The 18599-nt window shown below is 61.2% G+C and carries 17 protein-coding genes; 9 read left to right on the top strand and 8 right to left on the bottom strand.

Going from position 1 to position 18599, the window contains the following annotated elements; genetic code table 11:
* Window positions 1-31 precede the first annotated feature (31 nt).
* Window positions 32-1525 carry a carotenoid oxygenase family protein gene (locus ACWPMZ_RS11105; protein ID WP_455704071.1) on the top strand — a complete coding sequence of 498 codons (1494 nt, stop codon included), beginning with the start codon at window positions 32-34 and terminating at the stop codon, window positions 1523-1525.
* Window positions 1522-3138, top strand: coding sequence for a GMC family oxidoreductase (locus ACWPMZ_RS11110; RefSeq protein WP_455704072.1), 1617 nt, complete (start codon window positions 1522-1524; stop codon window positions 3136-3138). Before ACWPMZ_RS11105 ends, ACWPMZ_RS11110 begins: the two co-directional genes overlap by 4 nt.
* Window positions 3139-3191: 53 nt before the next feature.
* Here the strand turns inward: ACWPMZ_RS11110 and ACWPMZ_RS11115 are convergent, their stop codons facing one another.
* From ACWPMZ_RS11115 to ACWPMZ_RS11125, 3 genes are read right to left on the bottom strand one after another with little or no spacing between them, the layout of a single operon-like run.
* Window positions 3192-4607 (bottom strand): aldehyde dehydrogenase family protein, encoded by a 1416-nt coding sequence (locus ACWPMZ_RS11115; RefSeq protein WP_455704073.1) that lies wholly within the window; start codon window positions 4605-4607, stop codon window positions 3192-3194.
* 51 nt (window positions 4608-4658) lie between these two features.
* The gene (locus ACWPMZ_RS11120) at window positions 4659-5441 is read right to left on the bottom strand and encodes an SDR family oxidoreductase (protein ID WP_455704074.1); all 783 of its coding nucleotides are present in this window, start codon (window positions 5439-5441) and stop codon (window positions 4659-4661) included.
* Window positions 5442-5476: 35 nt separating this feature from the next.
* Window positions 5477-5866, bottom strand: a complete 390-nt coding sequence (locus ACWPMZ_RS11125) for a nuclear transport factor 2 family protein (protein WP_455704075.1) — start codon at window positions 5864-5866, stop codon at window positions 5477-5479.
* A gap of 95 nt (window positions 5867-5961) precedes the next feature.
* Between ACWPMZ_RS11125 and ACWPMZ_RS11130 the strand changes: the two genes are divergently transcribed.
* The 3 genes from ACWPMZ_RS11130 to ACWPMZ_RS11140 all read left to right on the top strand — a co-directional run bounded on the left by ACWPMZ_RS11130 (window position 5962) and on the right by ACWPMZ_RS11140 (window position 8956).
* Window positions 5962-7293: an NAD(P)/FAD-dependent oxidoreductase gene (locus ACWPMZ_RS11130; protein ID WP_455704196.1), complete on the top strand. Its 1332-nt coding sequence runs from the start codon at window positions 5962-5964 to the stop codon at window positions 7291-7293.
* 124 nt (window positions 7294-7417) lie between these two features.
* On the top strand, window positions 7418-8242 hold the full coding sequence (locus ACWPMZ_RS11135) for an SDR family NAD(P)-dependent oxidoreductase (RefSeq protein ID WP_455704076.1): 825 nt from the start codon (window positions 7418-7420) through the stop codon (window positions 8240-8242).
* 6 nt (window positions 8243-8248) lie between these two features.
* Window positions 8249-8956: a nuclear transport factor 2 family protein gene (locus ACWPMZ_RS11140; protein WP_455704077.1), complete on the top strand. Its 708-nt coding sequence runs from the start codon at window positions 8249-8251 to the stop codon at window positions 8954-8956.
* Window positions 8957-9105: 149 nt separating this feature from the next.
* On the opposite strand, the gene ACWPMZ_RS11145 is transcribed toward ACWPMZ_RS11140, so the two are convergent.
* From ACWPMZ_RS11145 to ACWPMZ_RS11160, 4 genes are all read right to left on the bottom strand, one after another.
* Complete coding sequence (locus tag ACWPMZ_RS11145) at window positions 9106-9540, bottom strand: MucR family transcriptional regulator (protein ID WP_455704078.1); 435 nt, start codon at window positions 9538-9540, stop codon at window positions 9106-9108.
* A 125-nt stretch (window positions 9541-9665) separates the two neighbouring features.
* Window positions 9666-10019, bottom strand: coding sequence for a hypothetical protein (locus ACWPMZ_RS11150; protein WP_455704079.1), 354 nt, complete (start codon window positions 10017-10019; stop codon window positions 9666-9668).
* Window positions 10020-11135: 1116 nt separating this feature from the next.
* The gene (locus tag ACWPMZ_RS11155) at window positions 11136-12167 is read right to left on the bottom strand and encodes an IS110 family RNA-guided transposase (RefSeq protein ID WP_455704080.1); all 1032 of its coding nucleotides are present in this window, start codon (window positions 12165-12167) and stop codon (window positions 11136-11138) included.
* Window positions 12168-13328: 1161 nt separating this feature from the next.
* On the bottom strand, window positions 13329-13715 hold the full coding sequence (locus tag ACWPMZ_RS11160; protein WP_455704081.1) for a hypothetical protein: 387 nt from the start codon (window positions 13713-13715) through the stop codon (window positions 13329-13331).
* An 82-nt stretch (window positions 13716-13797) separates the two neighbouring features.
* Here ACWPMZ_RS11160 and ACWPMZ_RS11165 point away from each other — a divergent pair, with 82 nt between their 5' ends.
* From ACWPMZ_RS11165 to ACWPMZ_RS11180, 4 genes are read left to right on the top strand one after another with little or no spacing between them, the layout of a single operon-like run.
* Complete coding sequence (locus ACWPMZ_RS11165; protein WP_455704082.1) at window positions 13798-14694, top strand: tyrosine-type recombinase/integrase; 897 nt, start codon at window positions 13798-13800, stop codon at window positions 14692-14694.
* Window positions 14684-17254 (top strand): DEAD/DEAH box helicase, encoded by a 2571-nt coding sequence (locus ACWPMZ_RS11170; protein ID WP_455704083.1) that lies wholly within the window; start codon window positions 14684-14686, stop codon window positions 17252-17254. The genes ACWPMZ_RS11165 and ACWPMZ_RS11170 overlap by 11 nt, the downstream gene beginning before the upstream one ends.
* The gene (locus ACWPMZ_RS11175) at window positions 17251-17823 is read left to right on the top strand and encodes a hypothetical protein (protein WP_455704084.1); all 573 of its coding nucleotides are present in this window, start codon (window positions 17251-17253) and stop codon (window positions 17821-17823) included. The genes ACWPMZ_RS11170 and ACWPMZ_RS11175 overlap by 4 nt, the downstream gene beginning before the upstream one ends.
* Window positions 17820-18314 (top strand): hypothetical protein, encoded by a 495-nt coding sequence (locus ACWPMZ_RS11180; RefSeq protein WP_455704085.1) that lies wholly within the window; start codon window positions 17820-17822, stop codon window positions 18312-18314. The genes ACWPMZ_RS11175 and ACWPMZ_RS11180 overlap by 4 nt, the downstream gene beginning before the upstream one ends.
* A gap of 13 nt (window positions 18315-18327) precedes the next feature.
* Here the strand turns inward: ACWPMZ_RS11180 and ACWPMZ_RS11185 are convergent, their stop codons facing one another.
* On the bottom strand, window positions 18328-18513 hold the full coding sequence (locus ACWPMZ_RS11185; RefSeq protein ID WP_455704197.1) for a sunset domain-containing protein: 186 nt from the start codon (window positions 18511-18513) through the stop codon (window positions 18328-18330).
* Between the last annotated feature and the right edge of the window lie 86 nt (window positions 18514-18599).

An 18599-nucleotide genomic window follows, 5' to 3' on the forward strand; every position in this document is an offset into this window, starting at 1 on the left:
ACCGCACCCAAGAAGCTCGGGAGAACTTAGAGTGAACGCCTTTCCCCAGACGCTGCACTTCATCGGCACCAACACGCCCCGGCGGCTCGAGCTGTCGGTACGCAACCTCGAGGTCGAGGGCGAGATCCCCGCCGAGATCGAGGGCGCGTTCTTCCGCGCGGTGCCCGACAACGCCCACGCGCCGATGTTCGAGGACGACATCGCGCTCAACGCCGACGGGATGATCGCGCGGTTCAATTTCGAGCGCGGCGCGGTCGATTACGACATCAAATACGTCGAGACCGAGCGCTACAAGGCCGAGAAGGCCGCGCGGCGCGCGCTGTTCGGGCGCTACCGCAACCCGTTCACCGACGATCCCAGCGTCGCCGGGGTCGACCGCACGCTCGCCAACACCACGCCGGTGTGGCACGCGGGCCGGCTGTTCATGACCAAGGAAGACGGGCGCGCCTACGAGATCAACCCGCATACGCTGGAAACCGCGGGCAAGTGGGACTTCTACGGAACCCTGCGTTCAGAAACGTTTACCGCGCACCCAAGGGTCGATCCGATCACCGGCGAGCTGTTCTTCTTCGGCTACGAAGCGGGTGGGCTGTGCTCGCTCGACGTCGCCTACGGGGTGGCCGACAAGGACGGCAACCTGGTCAGCGAGCAGTGGTTCGAGCAACCCTATTGCTCGACCATCCACGACTTCGTGATCACCGAGAAGTACGCCATCTTCCCGATCTTCCCGACGCTCGCCGACCTCGAACGGCTCAAGTCCGGGGGCGCGCACTGGGCCCATCACCAGGACAAGGAGAGCTGGGTCGGGATTATGCCGCGCTACGGCAAGGTTTCGGAGATAAAGTGGATCAAGGGACCGGTCGGGGTCAGTGTGTTCCACGAGGTCAACGCCTACGACGACGGTGACCTGGTCCACATCGACTTGTGCCTGACCGACACCAATGCGTTCAGCTTCATGCGCGAGGCGGGCGGGATCGAGCGCGAGCAGCAGAGCCTGCAGGGCGCGGTGACCCGCTGGACGATCGACATGAGCCAGGCGGAACCGACCATCGCCGAGCGCCCGCTGGGCCCCCCTGGCGACTTGCCGCGCCTCGCCGATGCCGACCAGGGCCGGCCGTACAACCGCGCGTGGTACCTCTCGATGAACCCCGAGGCGCAAGGACCGCCGATGCTCGGCGGGCCGGTCGGCGCGAATTTCAACATCCTGCTCAGGATCGAGCCCGGCAATGGCCGGCTGACCGCGATGGGCCTGCCGCCGGGCGCGGGGATCAGCGAGCCGGCGTACGTGCCGTCGGCCGATCCCAGCCACGGCGGGTGGCTGCTGACCGTGGTCGATTTGCCCAACGGACCCCCGGGCGCGGGTCCGCCGCACGACTATTCGTCGGAGCTGTGGATCGTCGCCGCCGATGAGATCGAGAAAGGCCCGATCGCCAAGGTCAGGACCGGCCTCGCGCTGCGCAGCCAGGTCCACGGCGCATGGGTCAGCCGCGAGAAGCTCGATGCAGCGCGGTCGCAAGCAATATGACCAATAATTCACAACTGGGGACGCCTGACCTCATCGTGATCGGAGGCGGATCCGCGGGCTGTGCTGTCTCAGCACGCTTAGCTGCTGCCGGTGTTAGGGTACTGCTTATTGAAGCGGGAGAATCGCGACCAGCGATCCGCTCGATCGTGCCTGCGCTAGTCGGTGGAATTGTCCATAACCCAGATTTTGATTGGTGCTATGTGGCTGAACCGGACGAATCTGTTTCGGGTCGAACCGATGTCTGGCCCGCCGGAAAAAGGCTCGGCGGGGGCAGCGCCATAAACGGAATGATGTTCGTCCGCGGTCACCGTTGGGACTACGATCATTGGTCCAGTCTCGGTGCCACCGGCTGGGATTATGAGTCGGTCCTGCCCTTTTTTCGTCGGTTGGAGGACAACGAGCGCGGGGAAGACCCCTGGCGCGGTCGCGGCGGACCCATCGCTGTGTCGGAATGCCGCTCCCGGTATGCAATTACTGATCACTGGATCGAAGCCGTCCAACAAGCCGGCTATCCTCGATCGGCGGATTTGAATGGCAAGTCTGCGGAAGGTGTCGATCACGTACAGTTGTCGCAGCGCCGCGGACTGCGTTGTTCAAGTGCCAGCGGCTACCTAGCTTTGGGGGGCGACAACTTGCAGGTCCTCGCCAATGCCGAAGTCGTCCGGATCGAGTTTTCAGGTCGTACAGCAACCGGCGTCCAGCTTCGCCACGAGGGGGAAACGAAGACCATTCACGCCCACCGGGGCGTTGTTGTAAGCGCCGGGGCCCTAAATTCCCCGCGTATTTTAATGTTGTCGGGGGTGGGTCCGGGGAAGGATCTTCAGGAATGCGGGCTTGATGTCGTTCTGGATGTTCGCGCTGTCGGGACGAATCTCCAGGAACATGTAGGGACCCATCTTGTGAACGAGGTGCAGTCGCGAACTTTGAACGTCGATGCTCAAGGAATCTCTGGCGTTCTTGAGCTTCTCAAGTTCGCGTTCGCTAGACGCGGAGCACTCACAACTGGGATCGGACACGCTCAAGCTTTCGTACGCACTCGTCCGGGTCTCGACGCACCTAACGTGCAACTCGCATTCTCGGCATTTGCCTTCGATGTCACCCCGCAGGGCAACTTGGTGCTGCGCCCCAACTCATCAGCGTCCACGTTCATTGCCCTAGCGCGACCAAGCTCACGAGGCAGCGTTTCGCTTGACCCGGGCAATCCCGGAGCGGCTCCACGTATACGGCATACGCTCTTGGGAAGCGATGACGACGTGGAGCAATTGATTGAAGGCATGACGATCGCTCGGCGTGTCATGCAGCAAGCCGCCATTAGTTCTGAAGTTGTTTCAGAGGTCCGACCCGGCCTGCCCGACAGCGAACCTGAACTCCTGCGTCAATACATCCGCGCTGCCAGCATTCCCATGTATCACCCCGTTGGTACAGCTAGAATGGGCTCAGCCGCAGACCCTTCGGCGGTAGTTAGCCCCGATCTGGATGTTCATGGCTTAAGTGGCTTGTGGGTAGCGGACGCCTCAATCATGCCAACTATTCCTGCCGGCAACACCAACGCAACCGCCATCATGATCGGCGACAAAGCTTCCGAACATATCCTTCGCAAGCTCTCACACTAGAAAAGGTTAAAGTCGGTGAGGCACTGCCCTGCACTGCCCCACCGCCGATTAGGTTACGCAATTTGAAGCGGCACAGCATTTATCACGTGTGCCTGCGTATATTCCAGCAGCCCAGCTTCGCCCAGCTCAGCGCCAATCCCTGACTGCTTCGAGCCTCGGAATGGGATATTGGGGTCAATGGCCAGGTACTGATTAACCCACACTGTGCCGGTATCAATTCTGCGGGCTACTTCAACCGCTCGCTCCGTTGACGCACTCCACACAGTCCCGCCTAGTCCGTATTCGGACGCGTTTGCGCGCGCAATCACTTCATCGATTTCGCTGTAGCTGAGAACAGGCAAAACCGGTCCAAACTGCTCCTCTTTCACCAATGGGGCATCGTCATCGAGATCTCTTACAATAGTCGGGGGGATGAAGTATCCTGGGCGATCGAGAGGTCGTCCTCCGGCAATGATGCGGCCTCTTTGCCTTGCGTCATCAAGCAAGCCCTTGACCTTTTCGAACTGGGCCTTGTTTTGGATCGGACCGACAGTTGCGCCCTGCTGCGTCCCGTCGTCGACAACGGCTGCGTTCGCCAGATCTGCAAGGGCGTCGCAGAATTCATCGTACATTGCCTCTGGAACATAGGCCCGCTTTACAGCGACGCAGATCTGTCCAGCGTTCGCCATTGCTCCGTTATACACCTTTTCGGCAGCGATCTTGGCGGGCACATCATCGAGAACGATAGCGGCGTCATTACCGCCGAGCTCCAATGTCACGCGTTTCATTCCAGCCGCCGCCGCCGCCATCACCTTCTTGCCAGTGGCAGTCGATCCTGTGAACGCCACCTTGGCGATGTCGGGATGTGCGGTGATTAGCGGCCCCAGCTCATTTTCGTCGCAGACCACATTGAACACGCCAGCGGGCAGGATTCCAGCCGCGATTTCTCCGAACAGGAGCGTCGTCAGGGGGGTGGTGGGCGCAGGTTTGGCAATCATCGTATTGCCTGTCACCAAGCAGGGACCGACCTTGTTCATCAAAAGGATTACAGGGAAATTCCACGGCGTGATCGCTGCACAAACACCTAGCGGCGTCCGATGCTCCACGACCGAATTGCCCGCTTCATTGCGTAGCAGTTTGTCTGCAATCCGCATCTTGGCGAAAGTCTGCAGGGTCTTGATCGACCGCATAATTTCGTAAGTGGCCTGATCGAGCGGTTTGCCTTGCTCAGCTGTCAGCAGGCGGGCGAACTCGTCAATGCGCGCTTCAACCGCCGAAGCGAGTTTTTCCACGAGCTCGCCTCGTTCATCGAACGATTTGGCAGCCCAAGCGGGGAAGGCACTCTTGGCGGATTCCACAGCGCGATTCAGAATGTCTGCGTCCGCCTTCGGACACCGGGCAATAGTTTGCTCGGTCGCGGGGTTAATTACAGGAAAACTGCTTGATCCTTCGATTAGCTGACCGCCAACCAACATTCTGTAGTTTCGCATATCTAGATCCGCTTGCTGTAGAAAGTCTGCCTGCGCTCGAGCGCACCGAAATCACCGAAGTTCGAGCATTCCACCGTCCACGAAGATGTTGGCAGCGGTAATGAAGCTCGCGTCGTCCGAAGCGAGAAAGAGCACGGTCTTGGCGACCTCGTCGCTGTGGCCCATCCTGCGCATTGGAACAGCCCCTCGGAGGAACTCCTTCATGCTATCCGACTCTTCTGTTGTCATCCCAGGATTGCGGTACAGAAGAGGTGTGTCGATGGGTCCCGGGCTAACCATATTGAGGCGAATGCCCTCTTTGATGAGCTCGCCAGCGAAGACCTTCATCGCGGCGTAGAGGCCACCCTTCGCAGCCGCATAAATGCCGTTTCCGGAGACACTGACATGTGCCCCTATTGAACCCGTCACCACCACAGAACCACCCTCTCGCATGAGCCGGACAGCCTTCTGCAGGGCAAAAACACATCCCTTTAGATTGATCGAATGGACATGGTCCCACGCGTCCTCGGTGATTTCGCGAAGTGGCGCAAAGCCACCCACTCCAGCATTTATGTAGAGAACGTCTATTTTTCCGTCGCTAGACTCGATGGCTCGGACCACGTCGTCCGTGGATTGAATGTCGGAGATATCGGCAACGTAGCCAGTGCTGCCCGGAATTGCCTGGACCGCCTCATCGATGGTCGCCTGGTTACGACCGGTCAGGTGCACCTTGGCTCCCTCCGCCGCTAAGGCTGCCGCGGTGGCAAGGCCCATGCCGCTGTTGCCCCCAAGGACTAGGGCTATTCGGCCCTCGAATCGCTTAGCGCGGTCGTGCGAGTGCTGTGCGGTGGGCATGACGAAAGTCCCATTTGAATTGGTGAGGGAGGATGTCAGAAAGGCGAAATCGGGTTTGGTCCGCCTGTGGTGACATTCTGTAAGACATCCCAATGCTCCACGATGAAACCATCCTGGACTCGGAATATGTCGATCACGGCCCAGCCCAAATCATCCGGCCACCGGCGAACATGGTAGTGTACGATTACGTGGTCACCGTCGACGAACGCCCGCTTGATATCGTGAACTGCATCGGGATTTTGGCCCCGGATCATGTCCAGAAAATCTTTCAGGTTTTCGCGCCCGGGCTGCACTGACTGATTGTGCTGGATGTAGTCGGGCGAGATGAATCGATCGACTGCAGACGAGTCCATCGGGTTTAGGACCTCTGCAAACATGTCGAGAACCAGCTTCAGATTTGCGTCCTCTTCCCGTGTGCGTGTCATCGGCCCCTGCCCTCCTTGCGTCCGTTCCCTAACAGTGTTAGGCCGCAAAGGCAAGCTAGTCTGCCTTACGAACGGGGAGCGAGACCGCGGCCGATATCTCTGCCCTTGAAGTCCGATCTGAACGCAAGACTCAGATCGTGGTGGTTGGAGGCGGCGCTGGCGGTCTTGAACTCGTGCGAATGCTGGGCGCACGTTACGGTCGAGAGAAGCACGACATCATTCTCGTCGAAAAGAACCGGACGCACATTTGGAAGCCGCTGCTGCATGAAGTTGCGGCGGGCTCGCTTGACGCCAACCTCGACGAGGTTGGCTATCGCAGCCACTGCCATCGGTGGGGCTATCGCTTTTTCTTGGGCGCGTTGGAGAGCCTCGACCGGCAAAATCGGCAGATCGTACTAGCGCCTATGCTTGATGACGACGGTAGCGAGGTCGTCGCTCGGCACACGATCCGCTACGACTATTTAGTGCTCGCCATTGGCTCGGTAACAAACGATTTTGGAACTCCTGGTGTAGCCGAGAACTGCCTTTTTCTTGATGATCGGGCGGGTGCTGATCGATTTCGCAACTTGCTACTCAACCATTGCTTGCGCGTGTCACGCGCGATGAGCTCCAACCCCGCGGCAGACGCGCACGTTCGAATTGCCATCATCGGCGGGGGCGCGACCGGCGTCGAGCTGGCCGCTGAACTGTACAACTCGGCCGCGGCGCTCAAACATTACGGGCTTGAAGTGTTTGACGAGAGCCGGCTGCAGATTACCCTGCTTGAAGCTGGCCCGCGCATTCTGCCGGCGTTGCCTGAGACCCTCGCCGCGGCGGCGAAGGGCGAGCTCGAGGCGCTGGGGGTAAAGGTCTGCACGGGCGTCGCTGTCACTGAGGCCATACCTCGCACTGTTCTCACAAAAGATGGAAAGCGGATCGAGGCGGACCTCATTGTCTGGGCCGCCGGAGTGAAGGCAGCGCCATTCCTGGCAGAACTTGGTTTAGAAACGAACCGTACCAATCAGGTTGTCGTGCGTAGTACGTTGCAAAGCCTCAGCGATGAGAGAATCTTCGCTATCGGTGACTGCTCCAGCTATACGGCGTCAGGCACCGACCGGCCCGTCCCACCACGCGCGCAGGCAGCTCATCAGATGGCATCTCGCGTCTCCGACAATCTGTCCCGGCTTATGGACGGGCGGCCGCTCAAGCCATTCGTGTATCGCGACCACGGCTCATTGGTCTCGCTAAGCAGGTTCTCGACAGTCGGCAGCCTGATGGGAAACCTGGTGGGAGGTCGAATGGCGATCGAAGGGCGACTGGCTCGCTTCGTCTACTCGTCCCTTTACAGGATGCACCTCATTGCGATTCATGGCTGGGCGAAAGGCGTAGCGCTGTTGCTTGTCGGGCGGGTCAACCGCATCATTCGGCCGCGCCTCAAGCTGCACTAAGAACCGTCGTCGTCTCTTACGCTGGACCGAGTGAATGGTCACGTGACCCGTTCTGCGGCGGCCTGCACAATGCACAAGATGATCCCCGTCCCTGAAGCGAAACAAGACGAAGATCGGACAGACTATGACAGATAGCTTGCAAGGAATGTCGGCGCTGGTCACGGGCGCGGGTCGCGGATTTGGTCGCGCAATCGCGCTACAGCTTGCTGCTGAGGGCGCGGCAGTCACCCTGGTCTCACGTAGCGCCGACCAACTGTCGGAGGTCGCCGCCGAAATTCACGCTGCCGGCGGCAGAGCGATTATTGCGGCCACGGATGTGACAGACCCGCGGCAGGTCAAGGCGGCTTGTGACGCTGCCCGCGCCGCTCATGGCCCGCCTTCGATTCTGGTGAGTAATGCGGGGGTCCCATGGCCTTTCGGTCCGGTTTGGGAAAGCGACGTTGAACTGTGGTGGAAAGCGGAGGCCGTCCACATCCGCGCACCCTATCTTTTCATGCACGAACTCATGCCGGATATGATCGCAGCCAAGCGAGGCCGAATCATTTGCATTTCGGCCATCGCCAGCAAGCTCACTCTTCCATTTTTGTCGGCCTACAGCGTCGGCAAGGCAGCGCTCAACAAGCTAGTCGAAATGGCGGCCGAGGAAGCGCGCCCTCATAACGTGCAGGTATTTGCCGTAGAACCCGGGTTCGTTGTGACGCAACTTGCGGAAGACACATACAACGATCCCAGCGCTCAAAAATGGATGCCGCACATGCTTGCCTACCTCGATGAGGGACGCGAGCGCGACGATCCTGATGCCGATCTCATCCGCACCGCAACTCGCTGCGCTGCGCTCGCAGCGGGCGAGTATGACATCTTGTCTGGCCGCTACATGGAACTCCAAGATCCGATTGAGGACTGGAAGAGCGAGGCGGAAGCGGCGGCCGCAAGATCGCCAAAGGAGTAACGCCTGATGTCCGACAAACGGATCGACGAGCTAGTGGCAAAAGTCACCCAGCTCGAAGCGGAGCTGCAGCTTCATAGAGACGTGCAGGCAATCCGCACGCTGCATTTCACTTATGGCTATTGCATGGACAAATGGCTGTTCAAGGAAATCGTCGATCTCTTCGCTCGCGAGTGCGAGCTGCGCTTTCTCAACGGCATTTGGCACGGCAGGGAAGGGGCAAAACGACTCTATAGCTGGACCGAGGGCGCCTATGGTCCCCGTGATGGCATGCTGGCCGAGCATGTAATCGCACAGGACATTGTTCATGTTGCCCCTGACCGGAGCCGAGCATGGGGCCGCTTCCGTGCCTTACTGCAAGTGGGAGCGCACGAGGCCTACCGTAACAATTTTCCGCCGAGTTTTTCGGAAGCGTTTTGGGAAGCTGGAGTTCATGAAAATGAATATGTCTTGGAAGATGGCGTGTGGAAGATCGCACTGTTCAATTATCGCCTGACTTTCCAAGCCCCCTACGAAGGTGGGTGGGCCAAGTCACCAAGCCATCCGATTATGATTACGCCATGGACGGGCACGTATCCGGAAGTGCCGAATGGCCCCGATGAATTGCGGCCCACCCCGCCGCAGTGGCCAAAGAATCCATTTATCCCATTTCATTATTCCCACCCAGTCACTGGCCGATCGATCGGTGAGGGACTTGGCGAGGACAGCGCCCCATAGGCATCCACCCGACTGTCGCGCCCACGCGCGACCCAAGTGGCTTGCCGACACGTATGGCGATCGAGGACTAATGCGGCCCTATGCAGGGCGCCGATTCCGGGGGCTTTCTTCCAAAAGCCAGGCGAACGCGATCATGTCTGGCGCTGAATTCATCCCACCTTTTTCGGACGGCCCCGGCGCTGCCCAGGCTTGCGGCCGAGGCCGTTCTGCTTGGCCAGCACGCGGCGTTTCTCGGCGTAGTCGGGGGCGACCATTGGATAGTCGGCCGCCAGGCTCCAGCGCGCCCGGTACTCCTGCGGGGTCATCCCGTGGTCGGTCATCAGGTGGCGCTTGAGCATCTTCATCTTCTTGCCGTCTTCGAGACAAACGATGTGGTCGTTCTTGACCGAGGAACGAACCGATACGGCCGGTTCGGGCTTAACCTCTGCGGCCGGCGCCGCGCCGAGGCCCGCCAGCGCGCCATAGACGTTCTGGATCAGCTGCGGCACGTCCTGCACCGATACGTCGCTGTTGCTGACATGTGCCGCGACAATGTCTGAAGTTAGCGTGATCAGCGTACCGGTTTGCTCGAAATCTCGCACCATTAGGTCTCATCTCTCCGCCTTGGGGAATAGGTGTTGCACTATCCCCACAAAAAAGGGCGTCAAGCTGTTCCAGCTGCGCGTTCATACGGGTTGGAACGGACTTGTGACTGGCCGAGCGCCCGCGCCTAATTCGCCTCGCCCAGCTTCTTGTAATCCGTCGGGTCATAGGTGCCGAACCATATTTCCCAAAATCCTGGCCAGAAGCGGATAAGCTTGAGCTGATCCTCGCGAAAATGAAGCGCCAACTGGAGGTCTCCGTCGGCATGGAGGCTAAGCAAGTCCCACGCCGGCCCGGGGGCATCCCCGGCGGTGGCTTTACGGGCGTTGCGAGTAATGGTCGCCTTCCATTCGCTGGTCACGTCGATGAGCCGCATGTCAGGCACTTGGAAGTTGGTTTCGTTGGGAAGCGTAATCCCTTTGGCGAGATCAAGCGAGACCACCTGCCGGAGGATGATCCGGGCGCGGCACATCTTATCCATAGAACTTTATCCGAAATACAAACTGCCACACGGGGTGAGCAGCAAAGGGAGGGGAAGGCCCGAGCGAGCAGTCGCAGCCTGACAGAAGCGGGCGCGCGACATTCGTTGGACAAAATACAGGCCAGCTTTGAACGTAAAGCCAACCTGTAATACGGGGAACCAAGCCAAGACCCTTGCGAGGTCTATTGGACTGATGCGCGCATGGTAGCGCATTGTCCGATAAAAGTCAAGTAAACTCTCAAACACTTGGCGTAGTACACTTGGTGTTCGCCGTTCGGTCATGCCAATACCGCGTGCCAGGCCCGTGCCTGGCAAGCCAGGCGCGCCGCCGACTTGCCTGGAGCCCTCGCCGCGCATTGTCCTGGGAGGGGGAGTTCGCGAGCAATGTCCCCATTCGTGTCGGGCACCGCCGCGACAGGCGGCCAATCACCCCCCACCGTCGATGGCCAGCCAACCCTTCGACCGTGCCCGGCCCTGTCTTCGGTGCCCCGCCGTGGATTTGATCAGGGGTTGCGGAGGTCCCACCGGAGGCAAGCCGGGAGGGCAATTCGACCTTGCCCGGACGCCCACTCCGAGGCGGAGGTCCCCCGGTTGGGCTTCGCGCGCGCGAGGGCATGGGTCCGGGCCAGGTCGCTTTTCGCCTTTTACACTCGCCCGCGCGGTTTCGCTTTTCGAGACATTAGTCGCGCGAAGTCTTGGAACCGCCCCTCTGAAGCCCGCAGAAATCCGCCATTCTTGGGGCTATGTCCGGAAACGCTCATTGGGTGAGCGACGTCGCCGGGGCGGGGCCGCAGGGAGGGCCAGCCGGCTTACCTAATAGGGCAGCCTTTGAGGTCGCAGTGATCGTTGGAAACTTAGTTTTGCATCGTACGTGACCGCTTTGTGCCCACCCCATGCCTGCACGATCCATCAAGGCTCTAAGCTTACCTTCGGAGTCAGGCTATCAGCCGCTCCACGTCGTTGGGTCATGTACTTTGCGCCGTCCTTGTCTCGATCTCGTGGCGTGCGCCACAGGCCGGCTTGCGGGATCGGCACTCCCACGTCCTTTGACGGATCAATGAGGTTTGGTGCAGCAGTTACTCCTATTGCATCGTCCGCTTGCCCAGTCGGAGCTGTTCAAACGGAAGCCTCCCACCGGAACGGCGTGTGGGTGATCCACATCTGGTGGAGGATGATCGCCAACCGCCGCGCGACTGCGATGACCGCTTTGCCTCTCCCCCGGCGCTGAGCAACGTCGCGCCCCCAGCGGCGAAGTTCGAAGTCACGCCCGACACGGTGGAGCAGGACCGTAGCGGCTTCATAGAGCGCTTCGCGGCAAGCATCCGGACCAACCTTGGCAATACCGAGCATGCGGTTGGTTTCACCAGACTGGTGCTGGCGAGCCGTAAGCCCCAGGTATGCGGCAACGTGCTTGGACGACGCGAACCGAGCCGGATCATCGATAGCGGTCATGTAGGTCAGAGCCACCACGGGTCCCACGCCAGGCGTGGTCATCAACAACCGGCAGACCGGATCATCGCGAACGACTTCAAGCACCGACGCGTGCAACGCATCGAATTCCGCGCCCAGGCTTCGCCAGACCGACAACAGCGGCCCGATCGCGCGCTGCAGAATTGGATCGTCGGCGATGAGGGCTTCCACCCGCGCCGCGAAACCGCGCCGGCCCACTTGCCCCACCTGAAATCCGAACACCTTGAGTTCGCCGCGGATCGCGTTCTGGGTGGCCAGCATCTTGCTGCGCGTCGTCTTGCGCGCGACCAACAGCGCTGCCCGGGCGCGCGCGTCGAGCGACTTTACATGTACGCGCTTGAACACGCCCATCGCCATCATCCGGGCGATCCCGCGAGCATCGTTGCGGTCGTTCTTGTTGATCTGCATCTTGTTGAACAGGTGCGCCAGGCGCGGGTCGATGCAGATCGCCGGGAGCCCTGCCTTGACCAGGCCGTCATGCAGCCAGGCGGAAGATGGCCCGGCTTCCAGGCCTACGCGGCCGTAATTCAACTGAAGGACCGAGAGCCATCTTGCAATGGCCTCCGGATCCGTGGCGACCTTGCTTTCATGAAGCACCTGCGCCTGCGAATTGCAGACCGCGATGCTGGTGCTGGCTTGCGACACGTCGAGGCCAACAAAATGCAATTCCTGGGACACGCCTGGCTCCTGCCAAAAGCGACCACGGCAGCGCGCAGTGGCGCCGCCATTGAGGTCAGGTTCTGGCCGGGCGCGCGCTCCGCTCCGAAAGACGTGCCCGCCCGGATGGAGCCGTCTGGTAGCTAACGCAGACGCCCTGCTGGGCCCGTGAAAACGATGAGTCAACAGGCAAATTAACCAATTGCGCGGAGCGTTATCACGACCGCGAAACAAGCGACTTTCTATCTTGACGAACGAATTAGGTTCTGATGCGCCCCCTGTTTTGCACGCAAATCGGAAATTCAGGGCACTATAGTCAGCCAGACTGTCGGTGAGCTATCCGTAAACCGCCGAGTCGCCGTCAAATGATAGATTGTTATGTCACGAAACCCGCATTTTCTATCATTTGCCCAAATCACATCAACTGGGCTGCGATCAGAATTGGCGTGCAACGTCAAGCCAGAGTGGCGCTCCGAGGGGAATTGGCGCGGGCTCAGCGCCAGTCTCGCTAATTCCCAGCAATTAGAGGGGTCGTGGATGAATTCCTCCACCTAACCCCACCGACTCGGCGATTCAGGACCACCAGGAAGGGAACTCCAGCGGCCTGACAAACCGTACCGGAATTTGCGGTGGAGGAACTGCCCACCGCGCTCCAACGATGTCATTGGCACTGCCGGCCTTTCACTTCGCAACTTGCAGCTTCGGTACAAACTCGGTCCCTGGGCCGTGTTCAGAAGGGCTTGCGGGATCTGCAAATTCAAGCGCGGGTGAAGCCCCTTGCCATGAACACGAACGGGCCAGGCGCGCAGGTGTGTCTCGCAGTTCACTGGCCGCGCGAGGCAGGTCGCGGATGCTAGGTCGATTGCAGTTCCACGTCTGATGGCGGTCAGAATGCGCACGCTCATGATCCACCTCTGAGTTGGTCAAGTGACCATCGCAGCGTTTGCTCATCGCTGGCCTCCCATCCCTTAGTTCGTCAGTTGCCAGGGGAGTACATCGCGGCAGTTTATCGCCGACCTCACCACCGCCAATTCCGCGAGGTGGATGATCCCGCATTCCACGAGCTGGCGATCAGCCCCGGCATCGTGGCGTGAACCGACTAGGCCGATCCTTCGCCTGGCTTCCGGAAGTTGGAGCGGCCATCCAGCGCTCACCTAGTGGGACAAGCGCCTACCAATCAGTTCATCCACGGTGCAATTCCACTGGCAGGAAACTCAGCGCTGCCCTCCCAGTCCCCCACTTGGTCAGCGGAGAGCCGAGTTCATCGCGGCAGTTTGTCGGCCACCTCGCCACCGCCAATTCCGCGGGTTGGCCGATCCCGCGTTTCATGAGCTGGCGATCAGCCACGGCATCGTCGGATGAACCCACCAGGGCAATTCCGGCCGCGAGGCCACCTAGTTGGAGCTCCATCCAGCGCTCAACCCGGTCAGACAACTGACTGCCAATCAGTTCGTCCACGACAGAATTCATCTCCAGGACAACTGCAACTCCACTAGTTGGCACACGCTTGAACTTGCTCCAGTTCAGTACATCCTCCACCATTACTTCATTAACCTTAACAGGATCCAAGTCAAATTCCTTGCGCCACTTCCAGATGATCGGTAGATGGCGTCGCGAATCGGAAAGGCGGTGCAACACAGGAGGAACGCATATGGATCTAGACTTCAGCATTATTCAGGGCGCAGATTGCAATTGGTTGAGTGGGCCCGAGGGGGCCAGCTCGGATTGGGGTTCCCTTCCCCATACCCTCTATGGTGCCACGCCCGCGGGCCCGGCCGTTCGCAAGGCCATCAAGAAGGTCTGCAAACGCGGAGCCGGCCCCAGCCGTCCACGCCGGTACGAGGCCGCCTCGCTTCGCGAGCTTCGCGCTTCCCTTGACTTGCGCTCGTTCGATCCCGGGCTCTGCCCAATACCCGTGCTGCGCCACGGTTCGCCGGCTGCGGCCAAGCGGCACGTGCGCCCTACCAAACGGGCCGAGGTACTCGAAAAGCACCAGCTCGAACGCGTCCTCGCCCACATCGACCAGAACAGCCGTTCACCGGAGGCCGGCCGCCTCAAGCTTCTACTGGCTCATCTGGCAGGCCTGCGAGCGGGTGAGATCGCCGAGCTTACCGTCAACGCGTGCCTCGATGTCGAGAGACGGCACCCCGCCAAGACCATCTTCATCGGCAAGGCTATCAGCAAGTCCCTCGTGGATCGCGAGGTGCCGATGCACCCGTGGATCGCCGAAGCCGTCGTGCGGTTTCGTAAGCGGCATCCCGATGCAACCCATGTTGCGCACAGCATCGGTCGGGCCGGAACGCTGCGGCGACAGAACGCGGCCGCCGTCACCAACTGGTTCTGTCGCCTCTATAAAGATGCGGGCTTCCCAGGCTGTTCCAGCCACACCGGGAGGCGGAGCTTCGCCACCCATTTTGCGCGCCGGATGCATAATACCCGCGCCTCGATCGCCAACCTGCAGCAGCTGATGGGGCACCGCCGGCTGTCCTCGACGGAATGCTATCTCGAACCCGCAGCCGATGTGACGGAGCTCGTTCATGGGCTCTGAGATCCTCAGCGCTCCGGCCGAGCTGTTCCTTCGGGCCGTCGAGCCAAAGGTCATCGAGCGGGTGGAGATTCCTCCCCGGCCCGCGCGCTATGCTCGCCCCCCAGCCGAGTTTACTTCTGGCGCAACGGGTGATTGGCTAGCCGCCAGCGTCGGCAGCAGCGACAAGGTCTTCGCCAACCAGGCGGCGGGGCTTGAGAAGGTCGTCGCTGGCGCCAACCTGGTGATCTCCACCCCCACCGCCTCGGGCAAGAGCCTCGTCTTCATGGCTGCGGCCATTGACGAGCTGCTCAACCGGGGTGGCCGGGTGCTGGTTTTCTATCCGCAAAAGGCCCTCGGCAGCGACCAGTTCACGCGCTGGCAGAAGGAGCTCGAACTTGCGGGCCTCGACCCCAACCTGGTCGGGGAGATTACCGGCGCTATCCCGATGGGCGATCGTGAGCAGATCCTCGACCGATCTCGGGTCATCCTGGCGACTCCGGATGCGCTCCATTGCTGGATGATGCGCATGCTGCCCTTGCCGGCGGTCCAGTCGTTCCTGGGCGCGCTACGGTACATTGTCATCGACGAAGCCCACGCTTTGGAAGGCGTGTTCGGCACCCAATTTGCCTACTTCTTCCGTCGCCTCCGCGATGCGCGGTGCCGTGCCGCGCCTAACTCGCCGGAACCGCAAGTGATCGCCGCCACCGCCACCTTGCGCGACCCTGCTGACCATCTGCAGAACCTCACCGGCCTCCCGTTCGAGGTAGTGGGCGAGGAAGAGAACGGCGCGCCCTCGCACGGCGTGACGCTGCTGCACATCAACGGACCGGACTGCGGTGCACCAGCCGAGCGTGCCGGCGCCGAGATCATGGACACCTTGCTTGACGCCATGCCCAGCGATGCAGGAGCCATCGCGTTTGCGGACTCCCGCCAAGGGACCGAGCGCATGGCCAAGCGGGTCGGTCGTGAGGACGTGTTCGCCTACCGGGGCGGCTACAATCCCAACGACCGCCGCCGGCTTGAGCGGGGCCTTCGCAACGGCTCGATCAAGGCTATCTTCTCTACATCAGCTTCGGAGCTGGGGATCGATATTCCCCAGTTCACCTTTGGCCTGAACATCGGCGTTCCCCAGACCCGCAAGTCGCTGCGCCAGCGGGGAGGCCGCGTAGGTCGGACTCGTCCGGGTTTGTTTGCCGTCATGGCGCCGACTGCCGCGTTCGCGAAGCTCGGCAGCTCGCTGCGGGAAAGTCTGTCCGGTCCGGTCGAGCACAGCCCGCTGTACCTCGAGAACCGCTACATCCAGTTCCAACAGGCGCGTTGCTACCTGCGTGAGCTCGGCTGCGAGGACGAGGTTCCGGCGCTCGATCCTGCCATCGGCTGGCCAGATGGATTCCGCGAGGCGCTCGAAACGGCGATGCCGGGCGCCGAGCGTCCGCGCATGTTGGACGAAATCGCGAGTGCCGGGTGGGACACGCCTCATCTTGCGTACCTCTTGCGGTCGATGCCGACGATCTCGTTTGCGCTCAAGAACGCGCGCAGCGGCGATGTTATTGGCACGATCGATCACGAAAAAGCGCTCCGCGAGGCTTACCCCGGCGCGACCTACATCCACCTCGGGGTGCACTATCGGGTGCTTGAGTGGCACAACTGGAGCTACGAACAGTCGATCCGGCTTCTGCCGGTCAAATCGGCTGAACCCACCCAGCCGCTCTCTCGCTTCCAGGTCGGCGCTTCGCTGGCTCCGGCCGAGCTGATCGACGATCACCTGCTCGCGTCCGACGATGGATGCCTCGCCGAGGCGCAGTTGCGCGTGGTCGAGTCGGTCGAGGGCTACCGCCTCGGCACGACCGCCCTGCTCTACCGCGACCTGCGGGAGAAGGATCGGCGGCTCCAACGCAAGCAGCGCGAGTTCACCACCACCGGAGTGATCCTTCGCATCGAGGCACCCTGGTTCGCCGGCTCGTCCGAGAGCCAGGTGGCGACGCGCCGCGAGGTGGCGCGGGCGCTCGAAGAGATCGTCACCCGCGAGTACGGCCTCTCTCCGAGTGACATTCGGGCGGTTCACACCGGCATTGCTCTCCACACCCAAGCGGGTGCTCGCAAGATCGATGATGCCATTGCGCTGTTCGACACGATCTCGGGCGGCTTGCGCCTGGCTGCCCCGTTGTTCGGCGATTTTGCTGCTATCCTGGCGCGCCTTGAGCGTGGCGCACAGCTCGCCGGCGAAGAGGCCCTGCTTAGCCCCACCACGATTGCACGGCTGAGCGCTTGGCACGCGGGGCTGATCCCGTCGGCCCCGCCTGCGCCGACCCCTGTCGAGCATGACGGCAAGCACGTGGTGTTTGCGCCGTCGTCGCGGGTCTCGATCCGCGTCCGCGGTCAGGTCCTCGAGCGCGTCCTCATCGAGCCGCAACTGCTCTCGATCGGCGACAGCGAGCAGCTGATGTACCGCTACGAAGATGCCCCCGGCGTGACCGCCTGGGTGGCACACAACCAGGTCGAGCCACTCGGCAACGACTGGCGGCGAGCCCTGTGGGATCCCGCCACCAACCTCATCCAACCATGGGAGACAAACGCATGAAGAAACGCACTTACCATTACCCCAACCCGACCGGGATCTGCCGGCCTTTCCGGGTGACCGCCGTCGTGACCTCGGGCGATTACTTTTGCCTGGTGACCGTCAACTGGACCGGACGCTCGATCCAGCTCGTGCCCACGGCCTGCATGATGCTTGAGTTGCCCGAGGAGGTGAACTGGTCGATCTTCGAGCATCTGACGGACATCTTCTGCATCGAGCTGAAGATCCCCAACATCATCATCCGGCGTGGACCCTATAAGGGCCCGCATACCGCGTCTCCTCGGGCGGTCCAGGTCGAGGCGATCCTGGAATCTATCCCTGAGCTCGGCACCGAGCGGGTGACGTCTGCCGAAGTGACCGGATGGCTGAACCGCAAGCCCTGGCTTCTTCCGCTCCCCCAGAGCGATCTCAACGCTCGCGCCCGCAAGGTGCAGCAGCGTTGTATTGAAACCGCGGCCTACGCGGCCGCGCGGGTCCTGCAGCGGCGCGCGGCCCTGTTCGCCGAAGAGAAGGGACACTTTCCTTATGCCGGCCAGCCCTGTGATGGCTCGCAGCCGGGGCTGCCGGCATGAGCTACGAAATTATTCACCTCTCTGATCCGCCGCCCGTCGACGTCTCGCGGTTGAGCGCCGCCGCCCTGTGGGGAGGACTGCTGGCGATCGTGACCGTCAGGTCCGTTCGTTCGAAGCTTCGGTTTGATCCGAAGGCTTCGACCTTTCTGAAACTGGATGATCGAGATCGAGCGGGCAGCGCCCCTTTGGCGAAGCAACTCGTAGCGTTCCTTGAGAAGAATTCGATCGAGCTGCTCTATCTGCGCAAGGGTCCGGAGAGTGGCCCGAAGGCCAATAGTCCGGTGCGCACGAAAATCGAATTCCTTGTCAAGCACAAGGCGGAAATCGACGTAAAATTCCTGCCGAGCCATGTCGTTCGTCGATGGGTCAATCAGCGCGATCTTGTGTTGCCCGAAGCTGCGAGCCCGCTCTCCGGTGAGCAGCGCGCCGCCCAGCGGGAAGCGCTGGAGGCCGCGATCTACATCTCTGCCAAGAACGGTGGGCCGATTTAGCCCCTGCTGCTGGCTAACGAGCCCTGGAGCGGCGATAGCCGGCCGCTTGCGCATCGGCTTCGCTGCAAAACATCTGTTCGGCCCGGGTCTCGGTGTAGCCAGGCATACCAGGTAAATGGTAGATTCCACTCGCCCCGGCGGCTCTGGTTGCCTTTGATCGAGCAGGCTGAGTTCGCGCTTGCGACGGGGCGGCTCGGATGGCCCACGCTCGACCGCAGTACTAGGGTTCGTGCTTGATCCTGCGCCCGGCGGTAGTCTTCGGGCGCGACAAAGCTAGATGCCCAC

The organism is Tsuneonella sp. HG222, assembly GCF_053819185.1.

What these genes read in the sequence shown, in the direction of transcription:
- ACWPMZ_RS11115 (WP_455704073.1), bottom strand. Translation starts at nt 4,607, where the DNA reads ATGCGAAACTACAGAATGTTGGTTGGCGGTCAGCTAATCGAAGGATCA.
- ACWPMZ_RS11180 (WP_455704085.1), top strand. Translation starts at nt 17,820, where the DNA reads ATGAGCTACGAAATTATTCACCTCTCTGATCCGCCGCCCGTCGACGTC.
- ACWPMZ_RS11120 (WP_455704074.1), bottom strand. Translation starts at nt 5,441, where the DNA reads ATGCCCACCGCACAGCACTCGCACGACCGCGCTAAGCGATTCGAGGGC.
- ACWPMZ_RS11140 (WP_455704077.1), top strand. Translation starts at nt 8,249, where the DNA reads ATGTCCGACAAACGGATCGACGAGCTAGTGGCAAAAGTCACCCAGCTC.
- ACWPMZ_RS11170 (WP_455704083.1), top strand. Translation starts at nt 14,684, where the DNA reads ATGGGCTCTGAGATCCTCAGCGCTCCGGCCGAGCTGTTCCTTCGGGCC.
- ACWPMZ_RS11135 (WP_455704076.1), top strand. Translation starts at nt 7,418, where the DNA reads ATGACAGATAGCTTGCAAGGAATGTCGGCGCTGGTCACGGGCGCGGGT.
- ACWPMZ_RS11145 (WP_455704078.1), bottom strand. Translation starts at nt 9,540, where the DNA reads ATGGTGCGAGATTTCGAGCAAACCGGTACGCTGATCACGCTAACTTCA.
- ACWPMZ_RS11175 (WP_455704084.1), top strand. Translation starts at nt 17,251, where the DNA reads ATGAAGAAACGCACTTACCATTACCCCAACCCGACCGGGATCTGCCGG.
- ACWPMZ_RS11165 (WP_455704082.1), top strand. Translation starts at nt 13,798, where the DNA reads ATGGATCTAGACTTCAGCATTATTCAGGGCGCAGATTGCAATTGGTTG.
- ACWPMZ_RS11125 (WP_455704075.1), bottom strand. Translation starts at nt 5,866, where the DNA reads ATGACACGCACACGGGAAGAGGACGCAAATCTGAAGCTGGTTCTCGAC.
- ACWPMZ_RS11110 (WP_455704072.1), top strand. Translation starts at nt 1,522, where the DNA reads ATGACCAATAATTCACAACTGGGGACGCCTGACCTCATCGTGATCGGA.
- ACWPMZ_RS11150 (WP_455704079.1), bottom strand. Translation starts at nt 10,019, where the DNA reads ATGGATAAGATGTGCCGCGCCCGGATCATCCTCCGGCAGGTGGTCTCG.